Below are 19,907 nucleotides of genomic sequence, written 5' to 3' on the forward strand. Positions count from 1 at the left end.
TAAAAGGAGTAACTCTTAGGTACTTAAGGGTTACTCCTTTTTAAAATTAAATTACAATTCCATATTTATTAGTCCCCATGTTATTGCAATGACACGATTCTTTATATAACATATTTAATGATGAAAGCTTCATATTAATAGAAAAGAGTGATTTCGTAATGGAAAAAACGTTGATCGTCAACGCCGGCAGTTCATCATTAAAATGGAAATTGTTTGAAATGCCATCCGAAAAAGTTTTGGCAAGTGGTACTGTAGAAAGAATTAATGCCCCCGCTTCCTTCTTCAAAATGAAATATAATGGTAAGAAGTTCGAAAAAACACAAGATAATTTAACTCAAAATCAAGCTGCTCAAATGGTCTTTGAAGAGTTACAAAACTTAGACATTATCAAAGATCTATCAGAAATTACAGCCGTAGCACATCGTGTCGTTGCGGGAGGTCAAGTTTTCAAGCATGCTGTTGAAATTACACCTGACGTGTTGCAACAAATCAAGGATCTTAGCGATTTTGCTCCCCTTCACAATCCTATGGAAGCTAAGGGAATTGAAACAATGGCCGAAACTTTGCCTAACGTTAAGCAATATGCCGTTTTCGATAGTCAATTCTTCACTGATCTACCAGAGAAAAATGCTATTTACAGTTTGCCATATGAGTTAACTAAGAAATATCAGATTCGTCGTTATGGCGAACACGGCATTTCTCACACTTACTTGACCAAAAGTGCCGCTGAATTGCTCGACAAGCCACAATCAGATGTCAACTTGGTAACCATGCATCTGGGCAGTGGTGCATCACTCGCCGCTGTTAAAAATGGTAAAGCCTTTGATACTTCAATGGGATTCACACCTCTCAATGGTGTAACAATGGGAACACGTTCCGGGGACATCGATCCAGCCTTAGTGCCCTTTTTGATGAAAGAATTAAAGCTTGATGATCCTAATAAAGTTCTAGACATTTTCAACCAAGAATCCGGCCTTTTAGGAATTGCTGAATTCTCTTCCGATATGCGTGATATCAAAGCTAAAGAAGATACTGACAAACAAGCTAAATTGGCTATTGATATTTTCGTTAACCGTGTCATTAAATATGCTGGTAGTTTCTTAACTGAATTGCATCGTGCTGATGCTCTAGTCTTTGCCGGTGGTATTGCCGAAAACAATGCCTGGTTAAGAAAACAAATCATCGATGAACTTTCCATTTTTAACGTAAAATTGGATGATAAGTTAAATGAAGCCGCTCAAGAAGGACTTATCAGTAGCCCTGATTCTGCTATCAAAGTTTTCTTAATTCCTACTGATGAAGAGTTAATGATGGTACGCCAAGTTGCTGAAATTCACAATTAAAATTTACTATAAAAGACGTTAGTCACACGGACTAACGTCTTTTTGTTTCTCAGCCTTGTGAAACATCGTATTGATTGACAATACATTTTGTCTGGTTTATTTTGTAGTTATGGTCAATTGGTGCAAATTAATTATATCAACAATGACTTTTTTTTAAGCATACATATTTTACTAACAGTAAGAATAGTTTGTAACACGAAGGGAAGTTAATTCAATTGAAGAAAATCAGTTCAGAAAAGGTAGAGAGAATCGGAACAGTCGCGAGCGCTATGTCTGTTCTAATGTACGTTTCATATATTCCCCAGATTATATCCAACCTATCTGGTAGTAAGGGAAATCCTATACAACCACTCGTTGCTTTTATCAACTGTACTATTTGGACAGCTTATGGATTACTCAAGAAAGAAAAGGATTGGCCAATTGTTTGGGCTAATATTCCCGGTATTTTTCTCGGAGCAGCAACCTTCATCACTGCAGTATTTAATTTTAGTTAAATCTAAAATTTATGACATACAATAACAATTCAAATAATCAAGTAAAAATTCACAAAATAAAAGCCAGAGCAGAAAATTCTGTTCTGGCTTTTATTACTTATCAATACCTATCTTGATTGCCAGATTCCATATAAATCACTAGCTTGACTAGGATAAGCAAATAGTTGCTGTTGTAAATCATTTGCAGTGACGTGTTGTTGGATTAGCAATGATAAATAATCAACTAATTGATCCGCATCTTGACTCAAAACCTCTGCTCCAACGATTTGTTGACTGCCTTTATTAAAGACTATCTTTAATTCAGCTAAATCATCACCATTACGAGCGTACGTTTGCCAATTCTTTATATCAATTGTTTTAATTTCTAATTCTGGTTTATTAGAAGCCTGCTGCGTACTAATTCCAACTTGTCCCAACTTAGGTATACTAAACACGGTTAAAGCTGGTGTTGGATACTTAATAGGAAATTGCACTGGTTTTTCCAAACTATTACCTAAGCATTTGCCTTGATAGATAGCGTAATTACTTAGTTTAGGAACAGAAGCATCACAGCAATCTCCAAGCGCAAAAATCTGAGGGTTACTAGTTCTTAAATTTTTATCAACCTTAATACCTTTCAAACCAACCTTAACGCCAGCAACAGATAAATTTAAATCTTCCGTATTTGGTATTCTTCCAGCTACACAATAAACTGCACCCGTTTTAAACTGACTCTGATTTGTAGTTACCTGATAAGAACCATTTGACAGTTCAGTAATCTTTTGAATAGTATTATCAAATTTGAATACTACTCCAGCATTCTCCAAACGTTTAATTAAAATTTGGACTAATCCTTGGTCAAGTATTCCTAGGGCACGCTGATTATGTTGGACAATAGTAACTTTTGTTCCTGCTTCAGTAGCTATACTAGTTAACGCAAAAGCAATAATTCCCGCACCAACAATTGTTATATTATCAGGTAAATTCGATGTTTTTAAGAAACTAGCACTATGTTCCATGTACTGACTTCCCGAAAATTCTAATTCTCTGGGACGTGCACCAGTAGCTAGAATAATTCTTTTAGCCTGATATTTTTGCCCATGGACTAAAATTGTATTTGAATTTACAAAAGTCGCATGACCCTCGATAGTAGTTATTCCTGCTTTAACTAAGTTATTGCCATACCGTTGATTAGCAGCCAGAACTATCTTGGCACTGTGATTGGCCATTTCTGACCAACTGAGTGGTGCAACATTTTCAACTAACTGGGCCATTCGGAAATGCGTTTCGGCACTGGCTAATAACGCACGTTTAGGAGTACTTCCACGATTGATTGTTGTTCCGCCCCAATCGCGTTCTTCAACAATTGCTACTTTAAATCCACGAGCTGCCAAATTCAAAGCGGTGGAGCCACCACCTACTCCTCCTCCAACAATTAGAACATCATATTGCATTTAATCACTCCCTATTTGAATACTTGTCCAGCCTTATATTGAAGATCTTGTGGCGTTTCTTCAATGGTACTTTCGTCATTCTTTTTTGAATGACTTTGATCATACCAAACAACTGCAGCTTCTTCTTTAGGGAATTGATCAACTGTTTCAGGACTAATATTCAAATGATCAGAAACCATTTGAGTTGGTAAGGTAGCCAACCACTTGTTTAGAGAAATATCTGAATAAACAGGATTCTTGAAAACTTCTAGGAAAATCAAAGGTTCATCACCGATGTTCTTAATATAGTGTCCTGCAACAATTGGAATTACACCGACATCTCCGGCTTGGAAATTAAATGTTCTTGCAAGTGAAGCTGAATTGAAGACACCAACCTTAGCATGGCCTTGAACAAAATAATCCCATTCTTCTGATTTTGGATGCCAGTGAAGCTCACGCATACCACCTGGTTGAATTTCTACAATTGCAGCCGAAATGGTTTGTGCAACAGGGAAGACTTTTGAATCAACAATCCAAACTTTACCAGCCTCAAATTCATGTGGTTTCAAGTCACTCATATGGAATGTAAATGGTGATGGCACATCCCCATTAGGATTGTTCTTTTTAACTTCAGAAATTGGACCAGGAACCTCACCATTAAAGATATATTTCTCTTTACCTGGCAAGTTAGCTAACACACTTTCGTCAACCTTAAAATTAGCGGCAATAATATCTTTTGGAGTATGTGCCAACCAATCTGTTAATAAGAAAGTATTATTTTCTGAGAAATCAGGTTCACTAAAGACTAGTAAAAATTCACAACCCTGGTCTAAAGCTTGAATTGAGTGAGGAATTCCAGCTTCAAAATTCCAAAGATCACCAGCATTAATATCATCAATAAAACTACGACCTTCAGCATCCAAAGCTGTTACTCTAGCATTTCCAGCAATCATAAAGGCCCATTCTGCCTCTTTGTGCCAATGAAGTTCTCGATATGCTCCTGGTTTCAAGCACATATCAACTCCTGCTAAATCATGTGAAGCTGGTAATTCACGATTAGTAACTTCACGTGTCCAACCGCCCTCTTCAATTCTCATATGCGCATCAGAAAAGCTAAAACGTAAGTTAGATACCGTACCATGATCCGTTATTGGTGGTACAAGTAAATCGGGATTCTGCAAATCACGTTCGTAATTTCTAGGACCTCGATCAATCCAACCTGCGTTATCAACTGTACGTTCCGGTTCAACTTTTCTATTTGACATTTTGTATACCTTCCTTTTTTAATAAATTCATGGTATAGCAAGCGATTACAAAACACAAATATAAACACATAAAGTACAAAATTATTTTATAGTTTTTATTTATTAATAAAAATAAAATAGATAAGAATAATCTATAACAAAAAAATCCCGATATAATAGCAATCAAAGGATAGCTATTATATCGGGATCTCTTTATTTCAATAAACCTTTTTTAACTAAATAATCATGAGCCACTACACTGGCCTTCTTATTCTTAACGCTGACTTGATAATTCATCTTCTGCATATCTTCCGCAGAAATCTTACCAGCTAACTTATTCAAACTCTTAACAACCTCAGGATTCTTCTTAGCAAAACTTTCATTCATCAAAGGAGCCCCTTGATATGGTGGGAAGAAATGCTTATCATCCTTCAAAACTACTAAATGATATTGTTGAACTTGCGGATCTGTCGTATAACCATCTACTAAATTAACACGATCATTAGCAATCGCCTTGTAGCGTAAAGATGGTTCCATTCGTTTAACATTACCAAAATCTAAATTATATTTCTTCTTCAATCCTAGATATCCATCAGCTTGATTGGAAAAATCAGGATCAAATCCGGCAATAACTTTATCACTTACTCGTTGTAAATCACTTAACTTTGTAACGTGATACTTCTTGGAAAATTCCTTGGTTACAGCCAGATCATAACCATTTTCGTATTCCATTGGTTTTAAGAAACTCATATTTTCTTGTTTCGATAATTCTTGTTTAGCAATTTGATAAGTTTTTTCCGGATTCTTAGGCGTCGGTTTATCGTATTTTACTAATGCTTCCAAAACCGTTCCTGTAAATTCTGGATAAATATCAACATCTTGTCGTTTCAAAGCCTTATACAAGAAAGTTGTGGCACCAAAATTAGGTTTCAAAGTAACTTGTGCTTTAGGATTATCTTGCTTGATTAAATCCTTATACATATTAATTAAGATTTCTGGCTCACTACCTAATTTACCGGCAATCGTAATTTGAACTGGTTGTGGCTTTACCATTTGATAAACCTTATTACCACCAAATCCTAGTAGTAACAACAGTATCACCACGCCACCAGTATAAATCCGACGTTTCGATGAACCAATGAATTTCAGGAGACCACTGAAGATAAAGGCTAATAGGGCCGACAAAACACCACCGATAATTAAGTAGTAATTATTATTTTGTTGAATTCCCAACATAATATAATCACCCAAACCACCAGCACCAATGAAAGCGGCTAATGTGGCTGTACCAATAATCATAACTAAAGCAATTCTAATTCCAGAAATAATCATCGGTAAAGCTAAAGGAAATTCCAAACGTTGCAATCTCTTCCACTTAGATAGTCCAAAGGCAACCGCAGCTTCCTCCAAATTAGGATCAATATTGGTCAATCCTGAATAAGTGTTTTGATACAACGGCATAATGGCATACATAGTCAGTGCTACTACTGCTGGTACAGTTCCAATTCCCACGATTGGAATCAACAATCCTAACAAAGCTAGACTGGGAATAGTCTGAATAATCCCGGCAATTTGCAATCCTACTTCACCAAAGCGACGATGGTTTCGTAATAAAATAGCCAACGGAATTGCAATTAACATGGCAATCAACAGTGAAATGAAGGAAATACCAATATGTTCATATAACGATTTTAATATTTCAGCACGTTGATTAATAACAGTCTGTAATAACATTTGCATTATTGATTGTCCCCCTCTTTTTCAAAGTAAGCTAACAATTGCTGAGGGGTCAATGAATAAGCTTTATCCTGATATCTAAATTTTATCTCAGCATGATCTTTTAAACTGTTAACTAATTCGCCAAAATGCTCCACCTCAGGATAATCAGTCGAGTTGGGAATTTCTGTTAAAACTTTAGAACCAATCAAGAAGTCCATGTTCCACCAATGCGGTGTCTTAGTACCAAAGAACTTCTTAACGAAATCATTGGCTGGGTTTTGCATAATCTCATGTGGTGTCCCTACTTGTTGAATTTCGCCTTGATTTAAAATAGCGATCTTTTGGCCCATTCGTAAGGCTTCTTGCATATCATGAGTTACAAAGACAACCGTCATTTTGTATTTATCGTGCAATTTCAAAACTAGATCCTGTGATTTACGTCTCAAAACAGGGTCCAAGGCACTAAAAGATTCATCCATCAATACTAATCTGGGACTAGTTGCCAAGGCACGAATTATAGCAACACGTTGTTGCTGTCCACCGGATAATTCATCTGGCATTCTTTTAGCGTACTTTTTAGGATCAAGTTCAACTGATTCCAATAATTCGGCAGCACGCTGATGACGTTCCTGTTTGGAAACACCTTTTTGTTCCAACTGAATAGCAATATTATCTTCAACATTTAGATTGGGAAATAAACTACTATCTTGCAAAACATAACCCATATCTAATCGTAACTTTTGTACGTCGTAATCCTTAATTCTCTTATCATCGAAATAAACATCCCCATCAGTAGGAACTGTTAATTTGTTCAGCATTCTCAATAAAGTAGTTTTACCACTACCACTGGGACCAACTAAAACAAACAGTTCACCATCATCAATCGTTAAATTGATATCATGTAAAACGACGTTCTTCTCGTATTTCATTCCAACATCTTTATAGGTAATCAATTTATTTCCCCTCTCTAAAATTGACTTACTTTAATAATAAATATCTTCCAACCTTTAGACAAAAAATTAGCATAATAATATTTATTTAAATAGCAATAACTTTCCATTTCTTTACTTTTCACAGAATAAACTATACATACACGTTACAGTCAAGCTTTTCATATATTTATAATTTTTGGGAGACCACCTATAATAGTATTCTTATAAAAAGATAAGTACATTTATTTAATTAAGTCTTCTAATCAAAAAACATTATTTTTTTAAGTGACCAAAAAAGACCAACACCATAATCATTTTTGATTATAGTGCTGGTCTTCATAATTTTTATAGTAGAAACGAGCTACTCAAGCCAGATTCCTGTGCTTTGCCTGATTTCACAAACTGTCTGCTTCGCAGCTGATTCGCAAAATCCTGCAAATTCTCAAAATCTAAACAGTTTGTTCCACTCTCTAAAATTCGGCATTACCTGGTGTTCTTGGGTAAGCAATGACGTCACGAATATTTTCCATACCTGTGATGTACATAACTAATCTTTCAAATCCAATACCGAAACCTGAGTGAACTGTACCACCATACTTACGTAATTCTAAGTACCACTTGTAGTCTTCTTCGTTCATATCAAGCTCTGACATTCTCTCTTCAAGCTTATCAAGACGTTCTTCACGTTGTGAACCACCAATCAATTCACCAATTTCAGGAACTAACAAGTCAGCTGCAGCAACGGTCTTACCGTCTTCGTTAGCACGCATGTAGAAGGCTTTGAATTCCTTAGGATAATCAGTAATAAAGACAGGCTTCTTGTAAACTTTTTCTGATAAGTAACGTTCATGTTCTGATTCAAGGTCAAGTCCCCAGTAAGGTTTAACTTCGAATTCAACATCAGTAGCTTTTTCAAGAATATCGATTGCATCAGTATAAGTAACATGAGCAAATTCTTCGCCAGCAGTAGCTTTCAAACGGTCAATCAATGTATTATCAACGTTTTCGTTCAAGAAATCTAATTCTTCTTTGGCGTTGTCCATTACATAGTTGATAACATATTTAAGCAACTCTTCTGAACAATCCATCTCATCTTTAAGATCAGCAAATGCCATTTCTGGTTCGATCATCCAGAATTCAGAAGCGTGACGTCCAGTATGTGAATTTTCAGCTCTAAAAGTTGGTCCAAAAGTATAAACATTTCTGAAAGCCAAAGCGAATGGTTCAACTTCTAGTTGTCCACTAACAGTTAGGTTAGTTTCTTTCTTAAAGAAGTCTTCATTATAATCAACTTTGCCATCGTCAGTCTTTGGTACGTTATTCATATCCAATGTTGTTACTTGGAACATTTCACCGGCACCTTCAGCATCAGAACTAGTGATGATTGGCGTGTGAACATAAACGAAACCATTGTGTTGTAGATATTCATGAATAGCAAAAGCAGCTAGTGAACGAATTCTAAATACTGAATAGAAAGTATTTGTTCTAGGACGCAAGTGAGCTACAGTTCTCATGAATTCATATGAGTGAGCTTTCTTTTGTAGTGGGTAATCTGAATCTGAAGCACCCTCTTCAACTACTTCAGTAGCATGAATTTCAAATGGTTGTTGTGCCTTAGGAGTAAGAGCAACTTCACCAACAACTTTAATTGTTGTACTGATTGGGAACTTAACAACATCAGCATAGTTGTCCATGTCACTAGTAATAACAACTTGAACATTCTTAAAGAATGAACCATCATTTAATTCAATAAAACCTACTCGTTTTGAACCTCTAATTGTACGGATCCAACCATTAAGTGTTACTTGATCACCGTCAGCAAATTCTTTTTTATATAAATCTTTAACTAAAACGTTTTGCATTGATTTCTCCTTTTCACATTTGGAATACTGTAGACGAAAAAAAGATCCTCCATCCCCAATAAAAGGGACGAAAGATCTTTCCGCGGTACCACCCAAGTTTTTTAAAAAACACCTCAAAAGTACATTAAATACTCTCCAATTATAACGTACTGGGTCACGTCTAAACCTACTCTCTAATGATTTCAGCTAGAATAACAAAGATGTTCTTCCTATATACCGACACGTTAAGTTCTCACTTGCCTTAACTCCCTGTGGATAAAGTATACAGTACTCCTTCTTTTAATATCTTTTGATATATTAATTTTCTTAAATGTAGCATAACTTTGACCAAATTGTAAAGTAGAATATAGATATTGAGGAGGAAGATCATGAAAAATTTTTTTAAATGGTTAATTGGTATCATCATCGCCCTTGTCGTCGTAATGTTGATCTCCGTTGTTGTTGTTAAAAATAAGGAATACCAACCTTCAACAGCAGCAATGTCAGCCAGCAAAGTTAGTACCACAAGTAACAACATAACTGAGTTTTCAGGAAACAGTCAAAATCCTAAAGTCATTTTCTATCCTGGTGCTTTAGTAGAACCCAAGAGTTACAGCATTTGGGCTAAGAAAGTTGCTCAAGCGGGATATTCGGTTTACATCGTAAGATTTCCATTAGACTTAGCTGTTCTAAAGGCCAACATGGCTAATCAAATTTCTAAAAATAACGGATACGTTATCGGAGGCCACTCACTAGGCGGAACTATGGCTAGTCGCTATGCTCATAATAATCCTAAGAATCTAAAGGGAGTCTTTTTCTTAGCCAGTTATCCTGAAAAAAAAGGTGATTTACGGAAAACTAAGGTCCCAGTTTTATCAATTACCGCTTCAAATGATGGAGTTTTGAAATGGAAGAACTACAATAAGGCCAAAAAGTTACTACCAAGTAATACACTTTATGAACAAATTTCTGGTGGTAACCACGCTGGCTTTGGTAGCTATGGCAAACAGAGTGGCGATAAAACGGCTTCCATTAGTAATCAGAAACAACAAAATATTGTAAGTAAATTATTAATAAATTGGCTAAATAAAAAAATTAGCAAATAAATTAAAACGTTTTCATAATTTCCCACAAAAGCGCATACATCTTTGTTATACTGTCACTAGTCGCTACAATTTTTGGGGGAAACATGACTATTTTATTTGATAAGAAATTAACCTTAAACGAGGATTCAACAACTTTTATTGAGAATTATATTAATTATGTAAGAACTATCAATCCCGAAGACCTATATGAAGGTAAAAAGGATAAAAATATTCTAAAAAACAAATTTATTTTTCGAATTCATCAATTAGCTAATCTTGATTCGGCTATTGTCAGCTTAAATATACTTGATAAGAAAATTAATGTCCTAGCCCGTATTCCCGGTTTTGAAACTGTCGTGATCGGCTCCTATCCACTAAATTCTCATCTTAAAAAGATTATGTCTCAAGAAGTTTATCCCACAATAAAAATAACCGGTGGTAGATACAAAAAAGTTGTTCCGACTGATTTTGATAAAGATATTATAAAAAATGGTTTTGAACCATATGGAATAATCCTTCAGCTTCATCAAGTTGAAAATGTTGTATATAAATCAAGAAAAATCGATGTAATTTACAAATATGTCTTTAAAAGTGAACGTAGTCTTGTCAATGTTTCAAAAATCTTAATGTTATGTTTTGCCCTCTTCGGCCTTGCATTAGGATTAGGCTTCATGTTCTTAGGTTTCTTCATGACCGGATTAATGGTAATTGTCGCCTTCTTCGGTGTTAACTCCTATACCTTGATCCTATCCGATACTTATAAACCTAAACAAGAATTGAATCAAACCCAAACAAATTAATATAAAAAGGTGTTCATATTTTGAACGCCTTTTTATTTTCCCAATAGAAGAGTTATATTACTTTTAGGAAGTGAAAAAAATGTTGAAAAGTTATGTCATTGTCATAAGTGGTGTCACTGCCAGTGGAAAAACCACATTAGTTCAAGAACTAAATCATAAACTACCTGATAGTACCGTTATTTCTTTTGACGACTACAGTATAGATGCCTTACCCTCTGCACCACCTATTGACACACCAATTCAGGAAGCTGTTAACCAGTATGATATCAGTATGTTAATGGATGATTTCCTTAAAGTTTACAATAAACATCATTTCATACTAGTCGACTTTCCATTTGGTTATAGGCATGACACATTGAAACCCTATATCGACAAAGTTATCTATGTTAAAACACCCCTAGATGTTTGCTTTGCCCGTCAAATCCTACGTGATTACACAAACAATGATGGTGAACAGATACGTGATTGGGCTAAAACTTATTTAGATTTTGCTAGACCAATCTTTGTTAATCACGACAAATATATTAGTAGCGATGCAGACTTGGTTGTTGACGGTCTCTTGTCACTGGACAAAAAAGTTGAACTAATTCTAAATAAGTTTAAACTGTATAATCTTTTCTAAGCTCTTTAAAAAATAATAACTACAATCAAAATAATTTTCTTCTTCAGAAACTAAAACGGCATCCATTTAGGAGTGTAATTATATACACTTATTCTAAATGGATACCGTTATTTTTTAAAATTCAGAAGGAAATAATAAACAGAACCGTTTACCAGTCTGGAACAAAAGTTGAAAATGCAGTCAGCCGCGCCCACAGCGTTCCACCAGCATTTTCAACTTTTGTGGAAGACGGAATTTCTTACTATTAAAATGTGCTTACTGTTTCTTGATACTTATCATTATGAACATCCTCATTACCAGTTAAACGAACCACGTCCCTTAAAATCATTAACTCCTCATTAGTTGGAATAACTAATACATCACTTTGAGAGTCTTCTGAACTGATTTTACGAGTTCCTTTACTATTTCTATTGGTATCATCATCTAACTTAATACCCATATAACGGAAATGTTCCATAATCATTGATCGAATATCCGGATTATTTTCACCAGTTCCTGCAGTAAAGATAATTGCATCTACACCGTCCATCAAAGAAATATATGAACCGATATACTTAACTATTCGATTTATATACATATCTACAGCTAATTTAGCTCTTGGATTTTCATCTTTAACTGCCATTAAATCTCGAAGATCAGGTGATATACCTGAAATGCCTAATAAGCCGGATTCGTTATTCAAGATGTCTGTCATATCATCAGCGTTAGTAATATTTAGCTTCCTCATAAGGTATGTTACTAGTGATGGATCAATATCCCCTGCACGTGAACTCATCATTAAACCTGACTCTGGAGTAAAGCCCATCGATGTATCTATTGATTTTCCATTTTCAATAGCATCTATAGAAGCTCCACTACCTAAGTGGCAAGAAATAATTCGAAGTTTATCTATTGGCTTTCCTAAAAATTCAGCAGCTTGTGTAGATACATATCGGTGACTAATACCTTGTGCCCCAAACTTACGAACGCCGTACTTCTCGTAATATTCATAAGGAACTCCGTACAAATAGTTTGCCGGTTTTAGTGTTTGATGGAATGAGGTATCAAACGCTGCAACTTGTATAGCATCTGGCAATAATTTTTCAAATGCTTCAATTCCCGCAACTTGACTAGGATTATGTAATGGTGCCAATTCCGATAATTCACTAATTTGCTTTATAACTTTAGAATCAACTACAACAGAATCCTTAAAAATAGTACCACCGGCAACAACTCTGTGTCCGACACGTGTGATCTCATCATAACTTTTAATTGCTTTTATTTTAAGCAAAGTATGCAACGTTTTCGTCACGGCAGATTCATGCGTTGGCACATATTTATTTTCGCTTAATTTCTTTCCATCAAATTTTATTTTAAATACGGAATCTTCTTTACCTAAACGATCGACCATACCCTCAGCGATACATTTCTCATCTTGTAAATTAAATAGCTTCCACTTAAATGTTGAACTTCCTGAATTAACAATTAGTACCTTTGACATTTATATCACCAACCAATTACTAAAATATTATATTTATTCATCAATTAATATATTATATATTGTAACCGTTGTCAACGATTGGAACGTACCATTTAATCATGTGGTTATAACCATAGTTAATTTATACTTATTATTCCAAATATACATTTAATATATATTCTCTTGATAATATTTAAGAATACTAAGCGTTCTTATTAACGAAGGAGCAACATATTGAAAAAAAAGTTTGTTTTGAGTTCCATTCTTTTTATTTTACTTATCACCGGCTTGACTCCTTTTTATATCCACAATAAAACGAATAACAGCGGCCATAGCACTTTAATCAAAAACAAAATAGTCAATAAAACTAAAAATAAAGATGCTAATACTTTAAAGAATGCAAAAGAAATCAATGACAAATTTTATAGTCATAAAAAGATTAATCAAAGTGCCGAAAATGCTTTAGTTGGCTATCCCTCGACATTCTCAAGATTGATTAACATAAGTCAGTTAGTCGTTGTTGGTCAAGTAACTAACCTCCATAGTTTTGTAGACCGAAATATGCCCAATACTATCGCAGATACAAAAATTAAATACGTTTTAAAAGGCGACAAAGATCAAACAAATAAAACTATAAGAGTAATGTTTCCAGGAGGAAATATAACACGTAAGGCTTTATTATCCACCGTTTCTGATAAACCATTTATGAATATTTCACCTGAAGAAGCTAATTCTGAAGAAATTGTAACAGTAAATAATCCTGACATGCCTCTACCAAAAGTTGGTGAAAATTTTGCATTCTTACTTACTAAAGAGCCCTCCGAAGCCGACAATATCCCAGGTGAATTCTGGTCAATTGATTTCGCCAGCAAAGGATTATTTCCTGAAAATGCACAGGGAAAGTATGAAAGAATTGTAAAAGAACCTTCTATCAAGGATTCTTCTGGAAAACCATCTAGAGACCTTTCGCAAGAGGACGATATTAAAATGAACCGTGGAATGAACGAATTGATTAATAAAGTACGTACTGACAAATAACTTATTAGACATAGAAAAAGCTACTCCGAAGAATACGGGGTAGCTTTTTCTATTAACTGAATATTAAATACTTTTTCTATTTATAATCATTTATACCTTTTTGCAGACGATTCAAACCATCCTGAATCATTTCTGTTGGACTTGCAATATTCATACGAATAAAGTGTTGTCCGTCTCCACCATAAACATCCCCAGGCGTAACGATCAAACCAGTATCCTTACGAATGAAGTCAGTCAATTCATCAACATTTTTCGTAATTTTAGAAACATCGAACCAAAGTAAATATGTGGCATCGCCTTGAACCCATTTGATGTCTGGAATATTCTCAGCTAAGAAATCTAAAACTAACTTTCTATTTTCCAAAACTTTTTGTTTCAATTGTTGTAACCACTCATGGCCTTTTGTATAGGCCGCAATTGTTCCAGGAATGGCTACCAAGTTAGGTTCTGCTAGTTCTTCACTATTCAAGCCGCGGCTCACTTGAGCTCTTAAATTAGCATCTGGCACAATTACCGTCGAAGCATGTAAAGCAGCCACGTTGAAAGTCTTACTTGGTGATACAGCGACAATAACATTCTTGAGATACTTTTCTTCTAATCCGAAAACAGGATTATAGCCTTTTTCATTGAAAGTAACATCCCCGTGAATTTCATCACTGAACAATTTAACATCATACTTCAAAGCTAAGGCTGCAATCTTAGTTAATTCATCAACTGTCCAAATTTTTCCTACCGGATTATGAGGATTACATAGAATCATCATATTAGTTAGCGGATCACTCATTTTCTTTTCTAAATCATCGAAATCAATCGAATATTGATGAGTCGCCTGATCATAAACTAAATCATTTGAAACCACATGACGACCGTTATTTACAATCGAATTATAGAAGATATTATAAACCGGTGCTTGTACCAAGACATTGTCACCTAACGAGGTTAACCGACGCACTGCCGAAGAAATAGACGGTACTACTCCGGTTGCAAAAATCATCCAATCCTCTTGTGGACGCACATGGTGCTCTGCTTCGTACCAATCAGCTACAGCTTTACGATATTCATCAGGAATCTCTTCATAACCGAATAATCCCATCGAAATCTTATCTTGCAAAGCTTGAATGATTTCTGGAGCTGTCTTGAAATCCATATCAGCAATTGTCATTGGCAATTCATTTTGTCCGACATCCCACTTAGCCGAATTACCAGCGCGTTTTTTATTCAATGTTTCAAAATCGTAATTCATCAGGCCACTCTCCTTAAACTTTTTGAGTTACTTTGATTGAGGTCTTAGTCTTATCAATTTCAGGGTCATCAAAAATAATATTGTCTACAGATTTAACTTGGATTGAACCACTGATTGGATTCTTAATACTCATAACATCAGTTGTAATTTCAGCATCGATGTTTGAACAATATTCAAAGGCCAGATCAGTTCTGAGCAATTTACAGTTAACCATCTTTAAGCCATCGATATAACAAAGGCCTTGATCACTCTCAATTGTACAATTAATCAAAGTAATATTCTTAGTGTTCCAAGCTAAATATTCACCACTAATTTTTGAATCATAAATTGTAACGTTGTCACAATTCCAGAAGGCATCTTTTGATACAAAACTGGAATTGTGGATTTCAACATTCTTGGCACCATCGAAAACATAGTTACCGACAACATTTAAGTTTTCAGCATATATATTTTCACTATCTTTACCAAAGTAATTACCGTTTACTTCAACGTCTTTCATCTTGATATCTTTACAAGTCCACATTGTTTCCTCAGCATCAGCAAAATGAACATTGTTCAATCTAATATCAGAAGCACGACGGAAAAGCTTTGGTGCTTGCAAAGCTGAATCGTTGATTTCAATATCATCGGTATACCAGATACCCGAACGTGACATTGTTTCAAAAATAGAATCATCAACCTTAACATGTTTAGCATACCAAAGTGGGTACTTCCACTTGAAAACGACATCGTTTAAATCAATATTGCGTGCTTCTTTTAGTGGAGATTCACCTTCACCAAATGTTGTATCTGTTATTTGAGCGTCGTGTTCTTTGAATAAAGGACGTTCACCATCAAAATAACCTTCATTTATTTGTTTCTTCATTTAATTGCCAAACCTTTTTGTAAAAAATTTTTCTAACGATAATAATTATTATCCATCGTCATTGATATGTTAAATACTTATTCTAAATACATAACTATACCTTTTTGTTATGACTAACTATTTTCTACTGATTGTAAGGCATATAGTTCAGCATATTTACCACCTAAAGCCAATAGTTCTTCATGTGTACCTCGTTCAACAATCTTACCTGCACTCAAAACTAAGATTTGATCAGCATCTTGAACCGTCGACAATCTATGAGCAATCGAAATAGTCGTTCGATCATCACGCATTTTTTTCAAACTCTTCGTAATACTTTGTTCAGTTTGAGGGTCAATATTAGCAGTCGCCTCATCCAAAATCAAAACTTTAGGATTTCTAACAATCGTTCTTGCAAAAGAAATCAATTGTCGTTGTCCTGTTGAAAAACTACCACCACGTTCAGTTACTGGCGCATGGTATTTTTCGGGCAATTTCTCAATAAATTCATCTGCATCAACAAACTTGGCTGCTTGTTCAACTTGTTCATCGGTAATTTTGTCATCAAACATTCGAATATTTTTGGCAATATCACCATAGAACAAATATGGTTCCTGAATAACCAAGCCTAATTGTCGACGTAATTCTTTAGTCGAGTAATCACGAATATCATGATCATCAATCAGAATTTGACCTTCGCCGAATTCATAAAAACGCAGCATAATATTGATAATTGAACTTTTACCACTACCAGTGTGGCCAACAAAAGCAATATTTTCACCCGGTTCAACCGTAAAGGAAATATCTTTCAAAATTGGTTCATCTGGATTATAGCCGAAAGTAACATGACGGAACTCGATTTTACCTTCAACAATTTTTTCTTTACTATCCTCATTTTGCTTAGGAGCATAAGAATCATTGTTGAACATTCGCATAATTCGATAACCGGCAACCAAACCATCTTGGAAGAACGACATATAATTCATTACGTTAGACAAAGGATTGAAGAAGTTTTGTTGGTATGACAAGAAGGCATAAATTACACCCGCTGCTACCAAACTATTCATACTCTTCATTCCAAAGCCTAATAACGCAACTAATTCAGCCAAAGTAAACATCAGATTGATCATTGGATTCAATAAAAACGAATTGACATTGATCATCTGCGAACGCATTTGATAATAGGCATTATTCTTATTTTCAAATTCAGCCGTTTTACGTCCCTGTTGACCAAATTGTTGAATAACACTGATACCCATCAAGGATTCATTCAATTTAGTATTGATTTGACTCAAATACTCACGTAAACGTTGATAAATTTTTGAACTAATATGTTGATAAATCCAAACAACTAAGTACAAAAGTACAACGAACAACGCCGTAAAGATTGCTAAAGGTACACTAACTGATGCCATAGCAATAAATGACGATACCATTGAGAATAACGCGATGATGATCATCAAAAACAAAGTCCAAAAGTTGTACAACGTTTTAGTATCATTAGTTACTCGTGAAACGATTGAACCAGCTGGAGTAACATCAAAATACTTCAAACCTAAAGTGTGTAGTTTATGAAAAAGTTGACTTCTAATTTTTTCCAAAGTCCGCTCCGCACCCATTGAGAAGAAAAAATTCTGAATGAATTGCACGATGGCTTGAATAATAGTTCCAATCGCATAAAGAATTGCAAAACCGATAATCAATTGCACACCGGTACTCTGGTTAGTCAAATAATGATCCATGTAATACTGCAACATTCTGGGCAACATAATATTAATAACACTCAAAACAATGGCAAAGCCAATAGCAATCCCAAATTGCATTTTAAATTCCCAAGCAAATTGAAAAAGCCATTTCAGAATCTTATTTCGATCCTTGTGCGACAATGATTGTACAGTTTTTAGGATATTCTCTTGTTCATTATTTTTCATCATTCAGCCTCCCCTCTAACTCGGCTGTCTTTTCTTGTAAATGGAAGGTATCGTAATACCAACCTTTTTGAGCCAACAACTCTTGATGAGTACCCTTTTCAAGAATAGTTCCATGATCCATAACCAATATCTGGTCAGCTGCCTCAACAGAACTCAAACGACTGGCAGCAATAATAGTTGTCGCATTCTTACGATTATGAGCAATTCTTTGTTCAATATTACGTTCAGTTTTAAAATCGACCGCAGACAAAGAGTCATCCAGAATCAACAATTTAGGATCACTCAAAATAGCTCTAGCAATTGCTAAGCGTTGTTTCTGACCACCAGACAAGGACACTCCTAATTCACCGACCTCTGTATCGTAGCCATTCGGCATCTTTTCGATATCAGCATCAAGATCGGCTACCCGACTGGCATCCTCAACTTGAGCTTGATTAGCTTCCATATTGGCAAAACGAACATTGTCTCTAATGTCAGTTGAGAATAAGAAATTAGTTTGTGGCACATAACCAATCGTGTTTAAATAATTATCAATATCATACTTACGAATATCATTTTCGCCCATCTTGATTGAGCCATCATAATGATCAAAATCACGCATCAATAGACTGATAATGGTTGATTTACCACCACCAGTTGGACCCACAATCCCTAAAGTTTGCCCTTCTCTTAATTCAAAATGAACATCATGCAAAGCTGTGGCACTATCATCGTCAGGATAATGGAAAGAGTGAACATTAAAGTCCAAATTACAATCTGTAATTGTTTCAATTGCATGTTTAGGACGAATTAGTGAAGATTTTTCACCTAATAAATCACTAATACGATCATAACTAGCTGAACCACGTTCCAAGACATTGAACAAACTACCAACAGCGTACATTGGCCATGTTAATTGAGTCATATATGTAATGAATGAAACTAATTGACCAATTGTGATCTGCTTATTCAATACTGCTAGACCACCGAAGATGATCGTAATCACGTATGAAATCCCCATGATCAGTGTCGTCAACGGATCAAATAAAGCATCCAAACGATAAGAACGACGATTGGCCTTGATGTTATCATCAACATAATTGTTGAAATCAGCCTCATCTTCACGTTCTTGACCAAGAGCCTTTAAAACTTTAATACCAACAATACTTTCCTGAGTCTTATTATTGATACTAGAAAATTCTGCTTGTGATTTAGAAAAGGCATCATGAACCTTGCCTCCTAAAATATTAGCCATAATTCCCAAAAGAATAAGTGGCAATACCGCTAGAATTGTTAACTTCCAACCAATGAATAACCCCATAGCTAGAATAGTAGAAGTTCCGGTAATTATGGAGTCGGCCAAAGTTAAAATACCTGGTCCTGCAACATCACGTACCGCATCAATATCATTGGTAGCATGCGCCATCAAATCACCAGTACGCCATTTCTTATAAAAAGTAGCATCCATCTTCATAAATTGACGATAAAGTCGACTTCTTAAATCCCTCTCTAAAACGAAAGAACTTCCAAATATCATTTTTCGCCATAAAAATCTTAAAAGATATTGTGCAATCGCTGTCCCCAAAAAGATCAACATACTTACTAATAGAAAATTACCCGTGACGTTACGTTTACTAACCGCGTCAACGACATTTCCGATAATCTTAGGAGGAATAACATTTACAATTGCGACAATGATTAAAGCTATGACTCCGATTAAATATTGTTTCCATTGGTTTTTAAAAAACCATTTGAGTCGTGAAAAAATCCCCATGTCATCTCACCTACAATCTAAAAATTACATTATTAATACCTTACACCCTCAAGTTAACTTTAAAGCAACTCAGAAAACGTTTTCTGGCTATAATTTTAATTTTATTATAAAAAAATAGCGGTATTCTCATAATTAAATAAGAATACC

The 19,907-nt window shown here is 35.0% G+C and carries 16 protein-coding genes and 1 other annotated feature; of the genes, 6 read left to right on the plus strand and 10 right to left on the minus strand.

Annotated features, from left to right (window positions below; all coding sequences use genetic code 11):
* The first annotated feature begins 158 nt into the window (after nt 1-158).
* A complete protein-coding gene (locus tag LKACC16343_RS12775) occupies nt 159-1,343 on the plus strand; it encodes an acetate/propionate family kinase (protein ID WP_056950235.1) in 1,185 nt (394 codons plus the stop codon).
* 224 nt (nt 1,344-1,567) lie between these two features.
* Nucleotides 1,568-1,837, plus strand: coding sequence for a SemiSWEET family transporter (locus LKACC16343_RS12780; RefSeq protein WP_411762970.1), 270 nt, complete (start codon nt 1,568-1,570; stop codon nt 1,835-1,837).
* 107 nt (nt 1,838-1,944) lie between these two features.
* Here the strand turns inward: LKACC16343_RS12780 and LKACC16343_RS12785 are convergent, their stop codons facing one another.
* The 5 genes from LKACC16343_RS12785 to asnS all read right to left on the minus strand — a co-directional run bounded on the left by LKACC16343_RS12785 (nt 1,945) and on the right by asnS (nt 9,006).
* Nucleotides 1,945-3,270, minus strand: a complete 1,326-nt coding sequence (locus LKACC16343_RS12785) for an FAD-dependent oxidoreductase (RefSeq protein WP_056950238.1) — start codon at nt 3,268-3,270, stop codon at nt 1,945-1,947.
* An 11-nt stretch (nt 3,271-3,281) separates the two neighbouring features.
* The gene (locus tag LKACC16343_RS12790; protein ID WP_056950242.1) at nt 3,282-4,514 is read right to left on the minus strand and encodes an oxalate decarboxylase family bicupin; all 1,233 of its coding nucleotides are present in this window, start codon (nt 4,512-4,514) and stop codon (nt 3,282-3,284) included.
* Nucleotides 4,515-4,706: 192 nt separating this feature from the next.
* Nucleotides 4,707-6,233 carry an ABC transporter permease/substrate-binding protein gene (locus LKACC16343_RS12795; protein WP_056950245.1) on the minus strand — a complete coding sequence of 509 codons (1,527 nt, stop codon included), beginning with the start codon at nt 6,231-6,233 and terminating at the stop codon, nt 4,707-4,709.
* A complete protein-coding gene (locus LKACC16343_RS12800) occupies nt 6,233-7,165 on the minus strand; it encodes an ATP-binding cassette domain-containing protein (protein WP_056950248.1) in 933 nt (310 codons plus the stop codon). Before LKACC16343_RS12800 ends, LKACC16343_RS12795 begins: the two co-directional genes overlap by 1 nt.
* A 449-nt stretch (nt 7,166-7,614) precedes the next feature.
* Complete coding sequence (gene asnS, locus LKACC16343_RS12805) at nt 7,615-9,006, minus strand: asparagine--tRNA ligase (protein ID WP_056950251.1); 1,392 nt, start codon at nt 9,004-9,006, stop codon at nt 7,615-7,617.
* A gap of 60 nt (nt 9,007-9,066) precedes the next feature.
* Nucleotides 9,067-9,299: a binding site (T-box leader), on the minus strand.
* A gap of 75 nt (nt 9,300-9,374) precedes the next feature.
* Between asnS and LKACC16343_RS12810 the strand changes: the two genes are divergently transcribed.
* The 3 genes from LKACC16343_RS12810 to LKACC16343_RS12820 all read left to right on the plus strand — a co-directional run bounded on the left by LKACC16343_RS12810 (nt 9,375) and on the right by LKACC16343_RS12820 (nt 11,492).
* On the plus strand, nt 9,375-10,091 hold the full coding sequence (locus LKACC16343_RS12810) for an alpha/beta hydrolase (RefSeq protein WP_056950254.1): 717 nt from the start codon (nt 9,375-9,377) through the stop codon (nt 10,089-10,091).
* Between the two features lie 83 nt (nt 10,092-10,174).
* Nucleotides 10,175-10,870 carry a hypothetical protein gene (locus tag LKACC16343_RS12815; RefSeq protein ID WP_056950257.1) on the plus strand — a complete coding sequence of 232 codons (696 nt, stop codon included), beginning with the start codon at nt 10,175-10,177 and terminating at the stop codon, nt 10,868-10,870.
* 79 nt (nt 10,871-10,949) lie between these two features.
* Nucleotides 10,950-11,492, plus strand: a complete 543-nt coding sequence (locus LKACC16343_RS12820; RefSeq protein WP_056950259.1) for a nucleoside/nucleotide kinase family protein — start codon at nt 10,950-10,952, stop codon at nt 11,490-11,492.
* A gap of 244 nt (nt 11,493-11,736) precedes the next feature.
* On the opposite strand, the gene LKACC16343_RS12825 is transcribed toward LKACC16343_RS12820, so the two are convergent.
* Entirely contained in the window at nt 11,737-12,972 is a 1,236-nt protein-coding gene (locus tag LKACC16343_RS12825) for an acetate/propionate family kinase (RefSeq protein WP_056950262.1), read from the minus strand.
* Between the two features lie 213 nt (nt 12,973-13,185).
* Between LKACC16343_RS12825 and LKACC16343_RS12830 the strand changes: the two genes are divergently transcribed.
* The gene (locus LKACC16343_RS12830; protein ID WP_056950265.1) at nt 13,186-13,989 is read left to right on the plus strand and encodes a hypothetical protein; all 804 of its coding nucleotides are present in this window, start codon (nt 13,186-13,188) and stop codon (nt 13,987-13,989) included.
* A gap of 76 nt (nt 13,990-14,065) precedes the next feature.
* Here LKACC16343_RS12830 and LKACC16343_RS12835 read toward each other — a convergent pair whose 3' ends face one another.
* The 4 genes from LKACC16343_RS12835 to LKACC16343_RS12850 form a co-directional block, all read right to left on the minus strand.
* Complete coding sequence (locus tag LKACC16343_RS12835; protein WP_056950268.1) at nt 14,066-15,232, minus strand: MalY/PatB family protein; 1,167 nt, start codon at nt 15,230-15,232, stop codon at nt 14,066-14,068.
* Nucleotides 15,233-15,245: 13 nt separating this feature from the next.
* The gene (locus LKACC16343_RS12840) at nt 15,246-16,097 is read right to left on the minus strand and encodes a DUF3737 family protein (protein ID WP_056950271.1); all 852 of its coding nucleotides are present in this window, start codon (nt 16,095-16,097) and stop codon (nt 15,246-15,248) included.
* A gap of 113 nt (nt 16,098-16,210) precedes the next feature.
* Complete coding sequence (locus LKACC16343_RS12845; RefSeq protein WP_411762964.1) at nt 16,211-18,010, minus strand: ABC transporter ATP-binding protein; 1,800 nt, start codon at nt 18,008-18,010, stop codon at nt 16,211-16,213.
* Nucleotides 17,997-19,760, minus strand: a complete 1,764-nt coding sequence (locus LKACC16343_RS12850) for an ABC transporter ATP-binding protein (RefSeq protein ID WP_056950276.1) — start codon at nt 19,758-19,760, stop codon at nt 17,997-17,999. Before LKACC16343_RS12850 ends, LKACC16343_RS12845 begins: the two co-directional genes overlap by 14 nt.
* Between the last annotated feature and the right edge of the window lie 147 nt (nt 19,761-19,907).

It is taken from the genome of Companilactobacillus bobalius, assembly GCF_002179915.1.
In the GTDB taxonomy this organism is placed as follows: domain Bacteria; phylum Bacillota; class Bacilli; order Lactobacillales; family Lactobacillaceae; genus Companilactobacillus; species Companilactobacillus bobalius.